This is a genomic window from Rothia sp. HMSC071C12 (assembly GCF_001813895.1).
Taxonomy (GTDB): Bacteria; Actinomycetota; Actinomycetes; order Actinomycetales; family Micrococcaceae; genus Rothia; species Rothia mucilaginosa.
In genome coordinates, this window is sequence record NZ_KV814371.1 from 348,452 (window position 1) to 365,870 (window position 17,419).

Here is a 17,419-nt window from a genome sequence, read left to right on the forward strand (position 1 = left end):
GAGTCGAGAACCTCAGCTGTAGAAGGCAGAGAAAAACCCGGGGGCCTGGAGATTCACAGTGCGTGTTTCCAGACCGCCCGGGTCTTTAGCCTGCTCGCTGGGCATGCCGCTTCAGCTACCAGCAGGTACGTTGGGTTTTACTCGTTATCCAGAGTAATGATGCCGTAGCTCCAGCCCTTACGGCGGTATGCCGCAGCCGGTGCGCCGGTCTCGCTGTCAATGTACAGGTAGAAGTCGTGGCCGACCAGTTCCATACGGTCAACAGCTTCTGCGGGAGTCAGACGCTCACCCTTGAAGCTCTTGTGGCGAATCTCGATGGGAGATGCTGCCTCGTCGGCGAGGGTGACCTCGCTGTTATCGAATGCTGCTTCTTCCACCGGAATATCCGGCAGCAGAATCTCGGTAATTGCTTCGGTAACCACAGGAATTGAGCCGGTAGCGTCCGCCACGGAGACGGGGTGCTTGCCACCGCGCTTGTGCAGCTTGCGGCGGTCACGTGCACGGCGCAGACGCTCCAGGAGCTTGCCGTAGGTTTCATCGAAGACCGCGAACTTGTCGTGACCCTGGGCTTCGGAACGGAGGACAGGACCAGTACCAACAACGGTAATCTCAACGCGGATGGACTCGCCACCCAGATGACCGTCCTTGCTGAACTTGACGTCGATGTCCTTCACGTTATCGCCGAGCTGAGCGAACTTCTGAACCTTGTCGCTCACGTATTCTTCCAGGCGTTCGGTGACCTTGATATTGCGGCCGTAGATGTTGACTTCCACGATCATTCCCTCCAGGTTGGGGGCTTATACCGCGTCCGGTTGGACCCGGTACGGGGGTTCGACTTCAATGCCGTTCCCTTGTATATATTTTAGTACGAAACATGTTTCATATCACTAGATATGACAAATATTTAGCCTAAATAATAGCTATTCGTCCGTCTGCGAACTTTATTCGCTAAAAATCGTGTACCTCTTGCAACTAACTACAAGAAACGCTATGTCTGAGCCTTTTTCGGTACCGCCGCCACAGCACACACGCCCAGCACCCGCGAACCGGATTCCTGTAGCACACGCACCATCTCAGAGGCGGTCGCACCGGTGGTCACCACATCATCACAAATAATGCTCACCCGATCCGCGCACAGGGCAGGCTCCATAACGCGCAAGGCACCGTGCATCCGCTCGGCACGACCCACAGCGCCCAGGCTCTTCTGCTCGTTCTTTGTCTCAGAAGCACCGAGGAGAGAAGCGCCCACACGAGAAGATAAGGAGGCGCCGCTCCCCCGCCGGCTGCGAGGCGCATACCCGATGACATCCACGGCACGCACTCGCACCGAGGCAGGCAGACGCTGATTGAGCTGCCGAGCCGCCTCCTGCACCAAAAGATTCGCTGGCGCATAGCCGCGGCGGCGCACACTCTGCGCAGAGGACGGTGCCGGAACCAGCAGAACCTCAACTGGTGCGGCGGAGGTGCCCACAGAAGAGATAGAAGACCCCGGCCCGCTCTGAAGCTCAATCCGATGCGCCCGAAGAAGCTCGTACACGCTACGCGCCAAACCCTCACCCAGCAGGGGCAACAAATCGGTGCGACCAGCGTTCTTCAACGCCAACAGTGCACGCGGCATCATCCCTTCATACCGGGATGCCGCACGCACTTCAGGAACCACCGCGCCATCAAGAGGTTGCAGAACCTGCACTCGCTCCACACGCGCCAACGCCGAATGCAGCTGCGGCAGGCAGCTTTCACACAGCGGTGAGCCGGCACCGTACGCCACCGGCACCGCACAGCACGGGCAGGTACGCGGCATCAGCACCTCACCCAAAGACCCGCCGGCGCTTTTGAGAGCGCCCGCAAGCCCGGCCAGAGACTTGCTCCAGGACCCATTCACGGAATCGTTCAAACCACGCTGTACTGAACTCACCGAAAGCACCCTTTCCTCGCTCGCGCCTACCCGAGGCTAACCGGCGTAACTAATCTCGTGCAGGGTCGTGTCCAGGCGAATCCAGCCGCGCTCCTCCATCAGGTAGCACGAACCGTCAGAACGGTGAGCAATAATATTCGACGTATTATCCGCCGTCGAAATGGTCATCACACCATCCAAACGGTCCAGCTTCGTCTCTTCACCGCTGAGGGAAATCACCTCAGACTCACCATTCTTCACGTTCACCACCACGACGCTCTGGTCGCCAGCCCAACGGGCATTACGCGGAGTCACAGAAGAGCTCAGACGCACCATCTCCGTCAGACGCAGAGGCTTACCGGCATCATCACGCACAATACCGGAAATAATCACAGCCGACGCACCCTCAGTAGAGGCCACAATCGCCATGCGGGCACCATCGTGTGAAACGTTCACGCTCGTAAAGCTCAAATTACGCTGCCAGGACAGACCAATATCAACACCGCGCTCACGCTCGGTTGCATCCTCAGAATCCGGTTTGAAGGCACGAACAATACCCTCACCATCGGCTGCCCACACCCAGCCATACGCATCAAAACTGGGAGCAGTCAGAGCGGTACTCTGCCACACGCGGCGGGCAGTGCCCTGATACACCGTGTACAGGCTCGCGGCATCGTTCGCCAAGCAGGCGTAAACATCCGCCGAATAGCCCATCGCCGGGGAACTCAACTGGGTCACGCCACGCAGAAGCAATTGCTCACCCGCATTGCTCATATAGTCATCGCGCGCCACCATCTGGCCGTTCGAATTAATAGCAACCGTGCGGGCAGGAACACCCGGGTTCAGCTTCACCGCAGAAAAGCCGCTCGGCGCGTTCTCAGGAATCAGAGTGCCGTTATAGAAAACCTCAGTCTTGCCCAGACCCGAGAAGTTCTCCAAGCCGTGCACAATCTGCTCACGCACACGCGCCAAACGATTATCGTCCAGGTGCTCACCGGAGAGGCGAACCAGCACATCCTGGTTATCGCTCATGCTCGCGGCTTCAAGGTGCATAGACTCGTTCAACGCCGAGAACGCAACATCCTTCAGGTAGGACGCCGGGCCAGCCATCAGGGTACGCACCAGCAGCTCAAAGTAACGGTCCGTATGCGGGAACCAGCGGATATCAGGCACAGCATAACGGAACGCACGATCATAGAAATACAGGCGGCATGGGCTAAACACACGCTCAAACTCAGCGCCGTCCAGCCACAAACCATCCGGGCAGGAGCTAATGCGCCATTGGTTATCTTCCATGACCACCGTAAAATCCTGAGTCTCAGTCTGAGCCTCCGGGAAGGTGCTCGTAATACCCTGACTATTCACAGTCGCCGTCTGCTGGAAACGCACATGGTACATCCCCTCGGCAGTTCCGCTATCGTCGCTACGAGGCTGCACCGTATTACGGTACACACGAGTCGTACCCATAGGATTCCAACGGCCTGCAAAAGAAGAACTCAAATACTGGCGCGCCACCGCATAATTCTCAATGCTATCCACACCAGCACGCACGAAGCCCTCAATAATCGCCTCGGGAGTAGCACCCGCCAGCGGACCCGGCGCACGCGCCGGAGAAGTATTAACACTCTTCACTTCCAGACCGCTACTGTGCTGAGTCACTCGATTGTTTGAGGGAAGACCCGCGCAAGAGCTCACGAGCGTCGCCAAAGACACCGCACCCCAAGACAGCACGGCGCGTCGAGAAACAATAGCCCTGTGAGACATGGAGGTCTTAACCTTCCTCTACGAACAAAGACAAACCATCACCTGCTAACGCTGCAGGCCATCGCAGCGCGGTGAAAAGATAACCACAGTGAAATAGCAACACCGTGAAAATATACCTGCATTGATTGTACTGGGTAAACAGTGCAAATACGCAAGGATAAGCGTAAATACAGCCGAGCAACACCAACATACCCATATACGGCAGAAGCGTAAGCCTCTCCCCGCCCGAACCCCTTAGAGCTCGTCCTCAATGTTCACACGAGGAGCAATATTGGGCAGCGTATCCTTCGCAGTCGCCGAACGATGCGAGATTGCCTCAGGCTCACCCGTCACAAGAACCGGCGACTCACCCAAAGGCGCACCGTGAATCAGCGGCAGGTTCATCGTAAAGCAGGCACCGCGGCCCTTCTCGCCCCACGCCTCAATCGTGCCGCCGTGCAGACGCACATCCTCAGCAGCAATCGACAGCCCCAGACCCGTACCGCCCAGGGTGCGCTTACGCGAAGTATCAGCACGCCAGAAACGGTTGAACACCTGAACCGCTTCATCCTCAGACAGACCGATACCGTGGTCACGCACCGCAACACCCAGGTTCGTGGCATTCGCACCGACGTACACGTCAATCGGGCGGGACTCGCCGTGCTCAATCGCGTTGTACAGCAGGTTACGCAGCACACGCTCAATACGCACGCGGTCCATATCAACCATGATGCTCTCATGGCTCGTATGCACGTTCAGCTTAGTATTCGTGCGCTCCAGGTGCGGCAGAGCCTCCTGCAGAATATTCGACAGCACACGCATGAAGTCTTCAGTGTCGATGGTCAGCATTGCGCTACCGGCATCGAAACGAGAAATCTCCAGCAGGTCAGAAAGCATCGACTGGAAACGATCCACCTGATCGTGCAGAAGCTCCACGGTGCGGCTCTGCGTGCGTTCCATCTCGTCACGCGTATCGTACAGAAGCTCAGTACCCAAACGAACCGTCGACAACGGGGTACGCAACTCGTGCGAAACGTCAGAAACGAATCGCTGCTGCAGAGTCGACAGGCGCTCCAGCTGAACAATTTTCTCCTGCAGCGAGTCAGCCATCAGGTTGAAGGAATAGCCCAGACGCGCCGCCTGATGCTCACCGTGTACAGACACACGCTGATCCAGGTCACCGGCAGCCAGCTTCTCAGCGGTAATAGCGGTCTGCGTAATCGGGCGGACCACAAAACGAGTCACAATCCACACCACAGAAAGCACCACAGTAAGCAGTGCACAGAAACCACCAAAAAGAACAAAGTTAATATGCGCAATCGTGGCGGAAGAATCCGTCATATCGTACACAAGGAACAAACCGTAATTAGGGTTCTGTGCAATAGAAATATGTGTACCAACAATAAGCACCGGATAGGTACGCTCACGATTATTTTCGACAGTAGTCACCGTAGACGTCTGCCAGAAAATACCCTCTTTATCGCGAACAGTTGTTTTGAAATCATTCGGAATACTCGAAGAATTCAAAGAATTATTACTGCTCTGCTCGGGAATAAAGCCCTGCTTACCTTGACCTTCCAAAGGCACAAGAATCCAATTGCGCTTACCCGAACTACCCGCATCCAAGACGGTCAGGGTACGGCTCACATTACGGCGAATCTCGCTGTCACTACGAGCCTCAGAGGAGTCCAGCACACTCTGAACGTTACGGAAACCACTCTCCGATTCCGCCAGCGCCTGACCCTTCTGATTTTCAAAAAGACTCGTCGCAATCTGGCTCGACAAGGACCAACCCACCATCAAGAAGCTCAGGAACATCATGATGCCCGCAGTGCCCAAAGCACGGAACTGCAGAGATTCCTTCCACAGACGCTGAGCGCGCTGCATCAGGCTCCTACTACTCTGCTTTTTCGCCTTACGCGGCTTGGAAGTGCGGGTACGCGAAGAGGCGGAGGCTACCGCCTCCGCCGTCAAAGCGCCGTGCTCATGGCTCGACTTCGCAACAGACAATCAGGTTATCCCTTCGCCTATGAATAGGTTCCGATTAGCTACCGGAAGATCCCACCAGCTCGGTCGGAATCTTATAGCCAACGCCACGAACCGTCTGAATAAAACGATCCGCACCCAGCTCATCAAACTTAGCGCGCAGACGCTGGACGTGCACGTTTACCAGCGAATCGCTCACATCAGTGTAACCCCAGACCATATCCAGCAGTTCCTGACGGCTCAACGCCTGACCGGGGTGGCGCACCAGCGCAGCCAGCAGGTCAAACTCCAGAGGAGTCATGGGAACCTCAGTGCTGTGGTACTTGACGGTACGACCATCCATATCCATGACAATATCGCCAATGGACACGACCAGCTGGCGGCTCTCACGCGGACGCAAACGAGTGCGAATACGCGCCAAAAGCTCAGCATGCTTAAAAGGCTTAGCAATGTAATCATCAGCGCCAGCCTCAAGACCCTTCACAACATCTTCAGTGTCGCTTTTAGCGGTCAACATAATAATCGGCACATTAGAAGAGCGGCGAATTTGCTGGCAGACTTCAATACCGTTCATGCCAGGAAGCATCAAATCCAAAAGCACCAAATCGGGAGTGGAGCGCATAAAAGTTTCAAAAGCGCGGCCGCCATTTTCGCAGAAAACAGCGTTAAAGCCCTCTTGCGCGAGCACGAGGCCAATCATTTCCGCCAGAGCATCATCGTCATCAACCACCAAAATGGTGTGTGCGTCGCTTGCGCTCACAGTACCTCCCTAAAGAAAAGTCGTAAATACTTACATAAAAATGCTGATTCTCCAATCATACCGCGCACTCAGCCAATGCACGGGCACAATCTGTCACCCGAGCCAACGAAGCCGTGGCGTCCAGCACACTCACCATACCCGGGGTGGGTGCAGAAGGCACCGAACCCGTTTGCGGGTGCTCATCAGCCATCAAACCCAGCGCATTCAACTGCGTCGGTTCAAGACCAACCTCACGCCACAGGCTGTACAGACGGCGCACCTGATCAGGAACCCGTGCAGAAGTCACCACCGGCAGCCACAGCTGAGCCTGAGCCTCCAAAAGCTGCGCCACAGGTTCCCAGGAACGAGGATCGCTCAGCGGAGGAACCTGCAGCATGCCCGGACCCTTCAACCGGGCACGGTCAGGATGCAACAGCAAAGCACAGGGAGCGGCACCCTCGACCTGCATAGCTTTCAACAGCGCCAAAGCGTCAAGGGCAGGACGGGGCTGGGTCAGAAGCTTCAGCTCCTGCACCGGTTTGAGCGCGGTGCCGTCCACATCCAGAATGAGCTGCAGATTGAGTTCGACAAAACGCTCCGCCACCCGACGGTACACCTGCTGATAGTAGTGAGGTTGCAGCGAAGGCAACGAACGGAAGCCACTCACCGTAGGGATAGAGCCCTCCATCAGACGCTGAAACTCCGACTCGTCCAGTTGCACCGCAATCAGCGCTTGGGGAGACTGCAGAGCCTCACGCAGAGACTCCACCCAACGCTCCAGTCCTTCCAAGAACGATTCCAGCAGGTCACGGCTCGCCCCTGCATCACTGATGGCACGCTCGCCACCGGGTAGGTAGATGCTGGCTGCGAGGGTCAGCGGACCAACCAGCTGAATCTTATACACCGCAGCGGAGCCCTCAACACCGGAGGTGAACCTCTTCTTCTGCGCGCCCACACGGTCAGCTAGAAGGTTGATATCGGAGAGCAGACGGTCCTTCGCCAAGGCAGACTCGCGCGCTCCCCTGCCGCCGCTATGCACCATGCGCCAGCCAAACGAGACACCGTCAAAGGCAAGTCCCTCGCACACCGCCAGGGTGCGTGCCAGCGGGGTAGCCCGCCAGCCCAACGCCGGCAGATGCGGCAGGAACGGCAAGTGCGGGGAACCCAGCTCACCTTCTACACGGGACATCGCCTCAGCCAGATCATCGCCGGGAAAATCACCCCGACCGCTAGCGCGCACCAGCGGACGCTCAGTAGCGAGCGTAGCAAGGTCCTGCTCGGTCAGTTCGTCGCCTTCGGGGGCACGGTACTCACCGGGCAGTAGCAGGCGCTCCGGCACCGGCTCGGTGCGGGCATTCTGGCGGGAGGAAGATTGAGGGGGCATAAACGAGTGAGGTTAAGACAGGTTAGGGAAAAGTGCGGGCGGGTCGATGCTCTGCCGCTGGACGCTCAGCACGATGGATGCTCAGCAGGGATGAGAGCGGGGCTTTTCGGAGAGGCTGAGATCTCGAAGAGGGTGAAATCTTAGAAAGTCTTAGCTTTCAGACTTTTCAGTCTCTTCGTCCTGGTCAGCGTGCTCGTTCGCGATGCGCACGTGGTGGCGAATCACCTCAGAGATGATGAAGTTCAGGAACTTCTCCGCGAATTCCGGGTCCAGGCTGGATTCCTTCGCCATGGCACGCAGGCGAGCAATCTGTGCCTCTTCACGGCCGGGGTCGCCGGCGGGCAGGTTGTGCTCAGCCTTCAGGACGCCCACGCGCTTGGTTGCCTGAAAACGCTCCGCGAGGATGTGCACCAACGCTGCATCGAAGTTGTCGATGGAGCGGCGCATGGCGAAGAGCTCCTCGTAAACCTCCGGCGCGACTTCATCGCCCATGGAGGTGGCGTGGGGGTCAAATTCGCAGGAAGTGTGTTCGGCAGTCATCGGTCTCTCCTCAGTCCGGTTGTGGTCTTCTGTGCGTTGCGCTCGAGCAGGCTGTTGCGGCAACAGCTGCGAATAGCGGGGTACGCGGCTATTCTGTGCGGCTAGTCGGCGCTGGTGGAGGCGCCAGCAGACAGGGTTTCTTGAATGTCTTCGCGGTCCAGCGAGTAGGCGCGGGCGATGGTGGACTGGCCCAGTACGCGAGTGCCCTGGTAGAGCACCATGGTCTGTCCCGGTGCCACGCCGGAGAGCGGGTCCAGGAGGCGCACTACGGTTTCCAGGCGCAGCGTGCCTTCTTCTTCAGCTTCGGGGTCGGGTGCCCAGGTCATGTACGCCTTGGCGCGGACCGGGTCAGCGTGCGCGCGCACCTGTGCGGTCACCTCGAACTCTTCGCTACGAGCGCCCAGCTGTGCGGGCTCTTCCAGGAAGCGTGCCGCCTGTTCTACGGGTACGCCCGCCCAGGTGGCGCGGATACCGCGGATTTCGTGCACGGCAAGCAGCTCGCGGGAGCCGACGATAACTTCGTTTTCCTTGGGGCGCACCTCCAGCACGAAGCGGGGCTTGCCGTCGGCGGCGGGGCGGCCCAGTGCCAGGCCCTTGCGCTGGCCTACGGTGTATGCCTGCGCGCCGGGGTGCTCGCCGAGCACCTCGCCGTGGGTGTCCTTGATGAGGCCGGGGCGCATTGTGATGTGGTCGCCCAGCCAGGCGCGGGTATCGCCTTCGGGAATGAAGCAGATGTCGTAGGAGTCCGGCTTCTTCGCCACGGAGAAGCCGCGCTCTGCCGCCTCCGCACGCACCTGTGCCTTGGAAGGGGTGTCCGCCAGGGGGAACCAGGCGTGCTTGAGCTGTTCGTGGGTGAGCACGCCGAGCACGTAGGACTGGTCTTTCGCCCAGTCGGCAGCGCGGTGCAGTTCGCGGTTGCCGTCTTCGGTGGTGATGACGCGGGCGTAGTGGCCGGTCACTACGGCGTCGAAGCCGAGTGCGAGGGCGCGTTCGAGTAGCGCGGCGAACTTGATCTTTTCGTTGCAGCGCATGCAGGGGTTGGGGGTTCGTCCGGCTTCGTATTCGGAGATGAAGTCGTCGACGACGTCTTCCTTGAAGCGTTCGGAGAAGTCCCAGACGAAGAAGGGGATGCCCAGTTGGGAGCAGACGCGGCGGGCGTCCATGGAGTCTTCGAGGGTGCAGCAGCCGCGGGAGCCGGTGCGCAGGGTGCCGGGCATGCGGGATAGGGCTAGGTGAACGCCGACTACTTCGTGTCCTGCTTCTACGGCGCGGGCTGCGGCGACTGCGGAGTCAACGCCGCCACTCATAGCTGCAAGAATTTTCACTGCCTATCCTTCTGTTGTGTTGAGCCTCTAGGAACGTTCGGAGCGTGCCCTGTGTGCGGGCGGACTTTCCGTTACTGTAGCTACCCATTGTACGCAGGGGCTCGGCGGGATATTGGGCAGTGCACCCTCAGCCAGCCCTCAGCGAACGCTGAGATTGCAGGCTGAGGGCGGTTCGGTATCTTCTCTTCTGGGTTTCTAATGCCAGCGGGAGGCGTCCGGCAGCTGCGAGGACAGTCCCGCCTTTGCAGCCTGTTCGTAGGCGGCGGGTAGTGCCGCGATGAGGCGCGCAATATCGGCTCCGGTGGTGGAGTGGCCGAGGGTGAAGCGCTGGGCACTGCGGGCGGTGTCTTCGTCCATGCCCATTGCCATGAGCACGTGGGAGGGGCGGGTCACCCCGGCGTTGCAGGCGGAGCCGGTGGAGCTGCTGATGCCCTGCATGTCCAGCAGGAAGAGCAGGGTGTCTCCTTCGGCGTTTTCGAAGGTGAAGTGGGCGTTGCCGGGCAGTCGCTTCTGGCCCGGGTATTCTTCGGTGAGCGGGTTTTCGCCGCTCAGGTGCGCCTGCGGGATAAGCGCGCTAATTGCCGCAACGAGTTCGTTGCGTAGCGCGGCGATGCGGGCGGATTCTTCGTCGAGGTGCTGAACCGAGTGTACGGCGGCCTCCGCGAAACCTGCGATGGCGGGCGCGTCGATGGTGCCGGAGCGTACGGAGCGTTCCTGACCGCCTCCGTGAAGCACGGGGGTCAGCTGCACGGCGCGGGTTGCAACCAGCGCGCCGATGCCCATGGGGCCGCCGATCTTGTGGCCCGAGATGGCGAGGGTCGCTACCCCGCTGGCGTGGAAATCAATGGGGACCGCACCGAATGCCTGCACCGCATCCGAGTGCACGGGAATACCGTATTCGGCGGCGATAGCGGCAATTTCAGGAATGGGCTGTACGGTGCCGACCTCGTTGTTCGCCCACATGACGGTCACGAGGGCGACATCTTCGGGGTTCTTTTCGATGAGCTCGCGAACGGTCTGCGGGTTGACGCTACCGTGCTCGTCTACGGGGATCCATTCGAGCTGCGCACCTTCTGCCTTTTCGAGCCATTCGCAGGTTTCTTCCACGGCGTGGTGCTCGATGGAGGAGACGAGAATTCGGGTGCGCTGCGGGTCTTCTTCGCGGCGCTTCCAGTAGATGCCCTTAACGGCGAGGTTGTCCGCTTCGGTGCCGCCGGAGGTGAAAATAACCTCGGCGGGGTCGGCTCCGATGGCACGGGCGATGCGTTCGCGGGCGTATTCGACGGTGGCGCGGGCGTCGCGTCCTACGGCGTGCAGGGAGGAGGGGTTGCCGCCGTTGCGCATCTGTTCGACCATGGCGTCGATGGCGGCGGGCAGTACGTCGGTGGTGGCGGCGTGGTCGAGGTAGACGCGGCCGTTCTGACGGTTGGTTTCTGCGCTCATGGTTCCTCCTGCTGGGTTGTTTGGCGACTTTTTTCGCCTCGCTTATTTTATCGCGCCCTGTCCGAGCTCTTCTAGGCGTGTTCACCTGCGGCTGGGTCGGCGAGCGCTACTGCCCCGGGACGCTCAATGCTGGTCGGGGGCTGTTCCGGGCTGGTCGGGGGCTGCGCGGTACACTTAGGAACGTGTTCAAGATTCTTTTCTATACCCCTGAGATTCCGGGCAATACCGGCAATGCTATCCGTTTGGCGGCGATTACTGGCGCTGAGTTGCACCTGGTGAAGCCGCTGGGCTTTAACTTTGATGATGCGCATCTGCGCCGTGCGGGTCTGGACTACCACGACCTGGCGGTGGTGACGGTGCACGAGACCCTCGAGGATGCGTGGGAGGCACTCGCCCCGGAGCGTGTTTTTGCGTTCACGACGACCGCTTCGACGTCGTATGCGGATATTGAGTACCGTCCCGGTGACGTGTTCATGTTTGGTCCGGAGTCGGTGGGTCTGCCCGCTGAGGTTCAGCAGGACCCGCACGTGACCGAACGCGTGAAGATTCCGATGAAGCCGGGTCGCCGTTCGCTGAACCTGGCTAATTCTGCGTCCATTGCGATTTTTGAGGCGTGGCGTCAGAACGGTTTTGAGGGAGGCGCTATCTAGCATGGCTGCAGCACACCATAATCTGCCGGAACCGCTGGTTCAGCAGATTCTGGAGACGCGCCCTCCCCTGGCTGAGCAGATTCGCCAGGATCCGCAGAATAGGGAGTTCACGGAGCAGGGTTGGGAGCCGGTCTATTCGGCGTCCCCAAAGGCGCGCATCGTGGTGATTGGTCAGGCGCCGGGGCGTGCCGCGCAGGAGAGCCGCATCCCGTGGAATGACCCGAGCGGAGTGAAGCTGCGCGAGTGGATGGGCGTGACGGACGAGCAGTTCTACGATCCCGACCTGATTTCGCTGCTGCCGATGGATTTCTATTACCCCGGCAAGGGCGCGCACGGCGATAACCCGCCTCGTAAGGATTTCGCGCCGAAGTGGCATCCACAGCTGCTCGAGCTCATGCCGGATGTTCAGTTGATTCTGCTGGTGGGCGCGTACTCTCAGAAGCACTACCTGGATGGTGTGCACGCCCCGAAGGCGCAGAAGAACCTGACGGAGACGGTTCGTGCGTGGGAGTCCTACCTTCCGCGATTCCTGCCGCTAGTGCATCCTTCGCCACTGAATTTTAGGTGGCAGGCGAAGAACCCGTGGTTCGAGCAGGAGGTTGTCCCGGCTTTGCAGAAGCGCGTGGGTGAGGTTCTCGAGGACGTCTAATTCTCCCCTAATCTACAACGCCAATACAGTTTGCTGTACTAACGAAAGAAAGCTCCCACCCCGCGTATGGGGTGGGAGCTTTCTTTGCGTACGCCGTGGTGCGCTCATGCTGAGCGGTTAGTCCTGCTGAACACTAGAGCCGGCTGAGCGGGTGTTTCCCAACCGCGTTTCTACCCGTTCAAAGCAGAGCGCGTTTTACTTCTGGCTGTTTACTTCTGGCTGTCGGCGTCGCCCAGGGTCACGGTGATGTCATGGGTGGAGGAGCCGCGCTTAACCTTCAGCTTCAGATCAGAACCTGCCGCTGCGGCACGTACGGTACCGTTGAGCTCTTCGCTCTTGGTCACGGCGTGACCGTCGGCTTCAATCACGACGTCGCCGGATCGCAGGCCTGCCTTCGCGGCGGGGCTGTTAGATTCTACCGAGGCAATTTCAACGCCACCGGGGATGAGCTTGGACGAGCCCGAACCGGTGTCCGCAGGGCTGTTCTTCACGCTCGCACCCAGGTAGCCGTGGGTTGCCTTGCCCTTGGCGATGATCTCGGAGGAGATGCGCTTGGCGTAGTTGGAGGTAATGGAGAACGCCATACCGTCGGCGGTGCCACCGTCCTGGCTTGCCTGGCCCTGCGCGTTGATGCCGACCAGTTCACCCTTGAGGTTCACCAGCGGGCCGCCGGAGTTACCGTGGTTGATGGGAGCGTCAACCTGAACCATGGGGATGTAGTTCTGGCCCTTCGTGTCGGCAGGCTGCACGCGGTTTGCGTTCGAGACCACGCCGGAGGTTACCGATTCGCTACGACGATACGGCGCGCCGAGGGCAACCACTACCTCGCCGGAGACCAGCTTGGAGGAGTCACCCCAGGTGATGGGCTGCAGGTCCAGGCCGGAGGGGTTAATCTTCAGGACCGCCAGGTCAGCGGCAGAGTCCAGGCCCACTACGGTTGCGGTGCGTACGGTGCCGTCGCTCAGGCGCACCTCAATGGTGGATGCTTCTCTGGAAGATTCGAGGGTAACCACGTGGTGGTTGGTGAGGATGTGGCCTTCCTTGTCGAGGATAACGCCACTACCGCCACCGGAGGAGGAGCCGTTCGAAGCAACGATGGTCACGGTAGAGGGCAGGACCTTCTTCGCGGTTTCTGCTACGCCTGCCACGGTGGAGGAGTTGCTGATATTGGAGCTCACGGAGCCGCGGGAGGAGGAGCTGGAGGAGCTGTTGTTCGATGCCGCGATGCCGCCTCCGACGCCCGCGCCGACGCCACCACCGACGAGGGCTGCGAGCAGAGCTGCGGTGAGCACAACACCGGCGCCGTAACGCTTGTTGTTCTCAGTGTTCTGGGGTGCAGACTGTGCCGAAGCGACCTGAGCAGCCGCTGCCTGGGGGTAGGTGTATCCGGGAGAGGCATATGCCTGCGGGTATGCGTTCTGACCCTGCTGGTAGTTTGCCTGTCCGCTCACGTTCTGCATGGGACGGGTTGCATCCGTGACGCCGTCATTGCCGCCGTAAGACCATCCGTTGTTCTGAGTCATAAGTTCTCCTAGAGTCGCGCGTGTGCGTCACCCTGGGCGCACGCTATCTTTCTACTGTAGAGGGTGTTTTATGGCGTTCGATATTTTTTTGCTGTTGGTTATCGGGGAGTTCCCTGGGAATTTTTCTCTCGCCCTTTCATTTGGGGTAGATTAGCCGGTCTTGAGGCACCCGGCGATTCACCCGACGGCTAGTTTATTTTGGAGCTTTGTTCGCTATTTTTCGTTACTCTCAGGTTTCTCTTTTAAAGCACTCGGTTTTTCTCCACGGTTTACACAGCATGACGCTTCTTGGTACACAGCTTGAACACAGGGTCAGTCCGTAATGTTGAAGGCACATAGAGCCGAGAACAAAGGCAAAGGACAAAAGCAAAGGAGAAACCCATGATGATCGGAACCCTGATTTTCTGTGCGATCTTGGCAAGCTCCATCGGTATTGGTGCGGGTATTGTGGCGTGTTGCTCGGGAATGGTGTACCGCCGTCATCGTGCGGAAAAGGCCTCCGAGCTGACTCAGCAGATGGCTACCCACGCACTGACTGCCGGTAGGTAGCGTAGAGAGTTTGATAGTTTTCCGGGGCGGGAGATGAGAGCCCTGCACCGGGAGGGGCGAGAATCCCCAGTATGTCCCGAAGGGTCGGTGTGAGGACCGGCCCGGGTGTGATAATGAGTTGAGTGATGATTGATGCGGCGTGAGCCCCTACATGAGGGCGCACGCCGCATCGTCCTTTAACTGTGAGGCGGATGCGGGGCACAGGAAGCACTGTCGGAGAGTACCCGGCACCCCGGCTACTTCCCTTTTAGTATGCGGTAAGGCAACGGCGTTGCGAGCACCCGGGATTTAGCTGGGTTATGGTGAAGTCATGAGGATTATTTCTGCTGTTTTCGCTCTTGTTGGCGCGCTGTCGGTCATGCCTGCGGCGGTGGCGTCTTCTTTGGATGGCGCAACACGCCTGTATGCGTTGCTTATATTTGTTCTGATCTGCGCGGCGGTAGCGTTTTTCGCGTCGTTGAGCCCTTCGCGCCGTCGTGCGCGTGAGATTAGGCGGCAGGTATTACAACAGCAGCAGAACCAGGCGATGAATCAGCAGAGACCTTCACAGTCTGCGGCGCAGCAAGTACCCCCTCAGCAGGTTCCTTCGCAACCAATACAGGGCGCGGTGAGCTACCCGATGCACTACCAGCCGAAGCCAGCACAGCCGGGTAATAGTGCTCAGCAGTCGGCGCAGGGTTCTGCTCAGAACCAGGCGCAGTCCCCGCTCCCTGAGCCGGATCAGGCTGTCAATGCTCAGCAGACTCAGCAGAGTCAGCAGGCTCAGGCGCCCTCGCCTCACCCTGCCTCGCCTCAGCCTCCTCAGCAGCCGGTGGCGGCGCCGTCCCCGTTGGAGCCGATGCAGGTAGGTGGCGAGTCTAGTTCTTCTACAGCGCAGAACCATTCAGCAGAAAGCCCATCAGCAGAAAACCGGGAGCAGCAGAGCATGACCCAGAACACCCCGGCGCAGCCTGAAGAGCGCCCGCAGCAGGAGACCGCCCCGCAGGCTCCCAAGAATAACCCGGCGCCCTCCGACCATTTCTCTTTGAGCACCAACTTCAAGCTCATTCCCCCTCTAGAGAACGCGCAGCGCAGCCGCTACCCCATGGTGCTTTCTGTCAGTACATCAGAGGATGAAGTCTTTGCGCTGCCGTCGATTAGCGGTGTGCCGCAGCATCTGCTGGTGGGCACGCAGGAGAATCATGTTCCGCTGAATCAGCGTCCGCGCCTGCAGCAGATTGATATTCTTGAGAACTATCTCATGCGTGCGGTCATGAACCTGCAGACGCTGGAGCGTGCGCAGGTTTCTCCGTTGCACAGTTTCAAGGAGACTGCCCAGGCTGACCGCACGGTACTTGCCGCTGAGCTGGAAGAAACCATCCGGGTATCTCGGCTGAAGCTGAGCGGGGCGCTGGAGTTTTATACGTCCCTGCCTCGTCTGGCGGATACCCCGGGCTCTTTCGCGTTTGCTCGCGATCATGCGCTCTCCCTGAGCGCCACCGTCATTAGCCTGACCGAGGAGTGCTTTGAGCGCACCTTCCGGTGGCGTCTGCTGGAGGATACCCTCCCGGACTCTTTGAGCGACCGTCTCTACGCGGTGCGTTATCTACGTGAGAGCGCGCAGAAGCTGGCGGCTTTTGTGGAGCTGAGCGATTTTGATCGCGCCATGCAGCTTGCCGAGACCTGGAAGAAGACTGTTCGTAAGGACTCGAATCTCGATGAGGTCAAGGTCTGGAATGAGATGACCGAAGTTGCCTTTGACGTTCTGCCCGAGTTGCGAGAGCGGGCGTTGAAGGGCGTTCAGTCTACGTTGGAGTTTAGCGAGCTTTTCTACCGTTCCGGCGAGGACGGTACGCACCGTATGCTCCGCCCGGAACAGCTGAGCGAGTTTGAGCTCAAGGGCGTGCAGTCCACGCTGGAAGAGCGCCTGGAGAAGGTGCGTCTTGAGCTTCAGGATGCGGAGTTCTGCGCCGCGGTCTTGAGCTTGCAGGCGCGCTCTGTCATTGAGCTCCTGGAGGAGCTTCTGCAGGTTGAGCAGGACGGCGTTCTGGCGGAGGTCGTGACCGATTTGCGGGCGCTTGCTCATGACTCGCCCGACCTTGCCGAGCAGCCTATCCAGACGTTGATGTTCAGCCGCGAACAGTACGCCCCGGATGGGGAGGATCTTCCGACCATTGGCGAGCGCATCCGTTCCCTCTCGAGTGTTCCCGAGGTTCTGGCGTTCGTTCACTACGAGGGACCGGTGCTTCTAGCGGGCGTCTCGGATCCGTATAAGGCGTTTTCCGGGGAAGGCTCCTTCGAGGGTCTGCTTTCGGAGGAGAAGAGGCTATCTTCCATGCCGCTGTCGGTATTGCGCACTCATTCGCGGCTTCTACGGCAGGTGCTTCGCCTGCAGAATCTACGTTTGAAGCTGGCGTGGGTGAGTAGCTGTAGCGGTTACATGCCTTTGAGCCTGGTTGATCGGTATTACGTCGGCCCTTCTGCCGGGGATGAGGATTTGAAGGAGCTGACCGAAAATATTGAGGCGCTCGCTGAGCTTCTGGAGGCTCACGCTAGCTCCCGGGAGTATAGGGGTCGTGACGTGCCGGTCCCCCGCATCCTGTGGTCACAGATGCGGGAACAGGCAGATCGCAGTTCTAGGTTGCTGAATACTGTGCAGTTCTTAGGCTGGATGTTCGCCTCGTCTTCACGAGTTCAGGTGGTGAACGGCATAGCACAGAGTATCCACGATGTTGATGCCGCGGAGGTAGTGGAGCACCTGATGAGCAATCTGAAGATTGCGCGCCGGCGCTAACTAACTGAATAGCCGGTGAGCCGGGGTCTAGCATGAGCCTAGACCCTGGCTTTCTTATATACCGGCTTTCCTGTATACCAGCTTTCCTGTATAAAGCCTGGGAAGTCGGTAAACGGTCGGCAAACAGCGGCGCAATATTCTCGTATCTGTGCGTCTGTGTGGCTGTGCCACAGCTACACTAATAATGTGACCAGCACTAAGGTGTGCGATGAACAAGCACG

General features: G+C 59.2%; 14 protein-coding genes. 4 read left to right on the forward strand and 10 right to left on the reverse strand.

Annotation, left to right across the window (positions count from 1 at the left end; translation table 11 throughout):
• Positions 1–137 precede the first annotated feature (137 nt).
• The 9 genes from hpf to HMPREF2942_RS04710 all read right to left on the reverse strand — a co-directional run bounded on the left by hpf (position 138) and on the right by HMPREF2942_RS04710 (position 11,054).
• Positions 138–779 carry a ribosome hibernation-promoting factor, HPF/YfiA family gene (gene hpf, locus HMPREF2942_RS04670; protein ID WP_239662278.1) on the reverse strand — a complete coding sequence of 214 codons (642 nt, stop codon included), beginning with the start codon at positions 777–779 and terminating at the stop codon, positions 138–140.
• 209 nt (positions 780–988) lie between these two features.
• Positions 989–1,915, reverse strand: coding sequence for a ComF family protein (locus tag HMPREF2942_RS04675; RefSeq protein WP_083313466.1), 927 nt, complete (start codon positions 1,913–1,915; stop codon positions 989–991).
• Between the two features lie 36 nt (positions 1,916–1,951).
• Positions 1,952–3,658 carry an LpqB family beta-propeller domain-containing protein gene (locus HMPREF2942_RS04680; protein WP_070677939.1) on the reverse strand — a complete coding sequence of 569 codons (1,707 nt, stop codon included), beginning with the start codon at positions 3,656–3,658 and terminating at the stop codon, positions 1,952–1,954.
• Between the two features lie 234 nt (positions 3,659–3,892).
• On the reverse strand, positions 3,893–5,647 hold the full coding sequence (mtrB, locus tag HMPREF2942_RS04685; protein WP_049337856.1) for an MtrAB system histidine kinase MtrB: 1,755 nt from the start codon (positions 5,645–5,647) through the stop codon (positions 3,893–3,895).
• Positions 5,648–5,681: 34 nt separating this feature from the next.
• On the reverse strand, positions 5,682–6,383 hold the full coding sequence (gene mtrA, locus HMPREF2942_RS04690; RefSeq protein WP_080974466.1) for an MtrAB system response regulator MtrA: 702 nt from the start codon (positions 6,381–6,383) through the stop codon (positions 5,682–5,684).
• 55 nt (positions 6,384–6,438) lie between these two features.
• The gene (locus HMPREF2942_RS04695) at positions 6,439–7,746 is read right to left on the reverse strand and encodes a uroporphyrinogen decarboxylase/cobalamine-independent methonine synthase family protein (RefSeq protein WP_070688513.1); all 1,308 of its coding nucleotides are present in this window, start codon (positions 7,744–7,746) and stop codon (positions 6,439–6,441) included.
• Between the two features lie 150 nt (positions 7,747–7,896).
• On the reverse strand, positions 7,897–8,286 hold the full coding sequence (locus HMPREF2942_RS04700; protein ID WP_044150288.1) for a chorismate mutase: 390 nt from the start codon (positions 8,284–8,286) through the stop codon (positions 7,897–7,899).
• A gap of 101 nt (positions 8,287–8,387) precedes the next feature.
• Positions 8,388–9,611 carry a tRNA 2-thiouridine(34) synthase MnmA gene (gene mnmA / locus HMPREF2942_RS04705; protein WP_012903202.1) on the reverse strand — a complete coding sequence of 408 codons (1,224 nt, stop codon included), beginning with the start codon at positions 9,609–9,611 and terminating at the stop codon, positions 8,388–8,390.
• Between the two features lie 195 nt (positions 9,612–9,806).
• Positions 9,807–11,054, reverse strand: a complete 1,248-nt coding sequence (locus HMPREF2942_RS04710) for a cysteine desulfurase family protein (protein WP_049354270.1) — start codon at positions 11,052–11,054, stop codon at positions 9,807–9,809.
• A 182-nt stretch (positions 11,055–11,236) separates the two neighbouring features.
• Here HMPREF2942_RS04710 and HMPREF2942_RS04715 point away from each other — a divergent pair, with 182 nt between their 5' ends.
• Both HMPREF2942_RS04715 and HMPREF2942_RS04720 read left to right on the forward strand, forming a co-directional pair.
• The gene (locus tag HMPREF2942_RS04715; protein WP_005508556.1) at positions 11,237–11,704 is read left to right on the forward strand and encodes a tRNA (cytidine(34)-2'-O)-methyltransferase; all 468 of its coding nucleotides are present in this window, start codon (positions 11,237–11,239) and stop codon (positions 11,702–11,704) included.
• 1 nt (position 11,705) lies between these two features.
• Entirely contained in the window at positions 11,706–12,353 is a 648-nt protein-coding gene (locus HMPREF2942_RS04720; RefSeq protein WP_049337860.1) for a uracil-DNA glycosylase family protein, read from the forward strand.
• 209 nt (positions 12,354–12,562) lie between these two features.
• Here the strand turns inward: HMPREF2942_RS04720 and HMPREF2942_RS04725 are convergent, their stop codons facing one another.
• On the reverse strand, positions 12,563–13,876 hold the full coding sequence (locus HMPREF2942_RS04725) for a S1C family serine protease (protein WP_070688514.1): 1,314 nt from the start codon (positions 13,874–13,876) through the stop codon (positions 12,563–12,565).
• Between the two features lie 381 nt (positions 13,877–14,257).
• Here HMPREF2942_RS04725 and HMPREF2942_RS09435 point away from each other — a divergent pair, with 381 nt between their 5' ends.
• Both HMPREF2942_RS09435 and HMPREF2942_RS04730 read left to right on the forward strand, forming a co-directional pair.
• Positions 14,258–14,425: a hypothetical protein gene (locus tag HMPREF2942_RS09435; RefSeq protein ID WP_168165097.1), complete on the forward strand. Its 168-nt coding sequence runs from the start codon at positions 14,258–14,260 to the stop codon at positions 14,423–14,425.
• 310 nt (positions 14,426–14,735) lie between these two features.
• Positions 14,736–17,198, forward strand: coding sequence for a non-ribosomal peptide synthetase subunit (locus tag HMPREF2942_RS04730; RefSeq protein WP_070688515.1), 2,463 nt, complete (start codon positions 14,736–14,738; stop codon positions 17,196–17,198).
• Positions 17,199–17,419: the final 221 nt, after the last annotated feature.

Bases quoted from the DNA above. Each gene is read 5' to 3' on its own strand.
- HMPREF2942_RS04720 (WP_049337860.1), top strand. From the start codon at position 11,706: ATGGCTGCAGCACACCATAATCTGCCGGAACCGCTGGTTCAGCAGATT.
- HMPREF2942_RS04730 (WP_070688515.1), top strand. From the start codon at position 14,736: ATGAGGATTATTTCTGCTGTTTTCGCTCTTGTTGGCGCGCTGTCGGTC.
- HMPREF2942_RS04700 (WP_044150288.1), bottom strand. From the start codon at position 8,286: ATGACTGCCGAACACACTTCCTGCGAATTTGACCCCCACGCCACCTCC.
- hpf (WP_239662278.1), bottom strand. From the start codon at position 779: ATGATCGTGGAAGTCAACATCTACGGCCGCAATATCAAGGTCACCGAA.
- HMPREF2942_RS04725 (WP_070688514.1), bottom strand. From the start codon at position 13,876: ATGACTCAGAACAACGGATGGTCTTACGGCGGCAATGACGGCGTCACG.
- HMPREF2942_RS04695 (WP_070688513.1), bottom strand. From the start codon at position 7,746: ATGCCCCCTCAATCTTCCTCCCGCCAGAATGCCCGCACCGAGCCGGTG.
- HMPREF2942_RS09435 (WP_168165097.1), top strand. From the start codon at position 14,258: ATGATGATCGGAACCCTGATTTTCTGTGCGATCTTGGCAAGCTCCATC.
- HMPREF2942_RS04680 (WP_070677939.1), bottom strand. From the start codon at position 3,658: ATGTCTCACAGGGCTATTGTTTCTCGACGCGCCGTGCTGTCTTGGGGT.
- HMPREF2942_RS04710 (WP_049354270.1), bottom strand. From the start codon at position 11,054: ATGAGCGCAGAAACCAACCGTCAGAACGGCCGCGTCTACCTCGACCAC.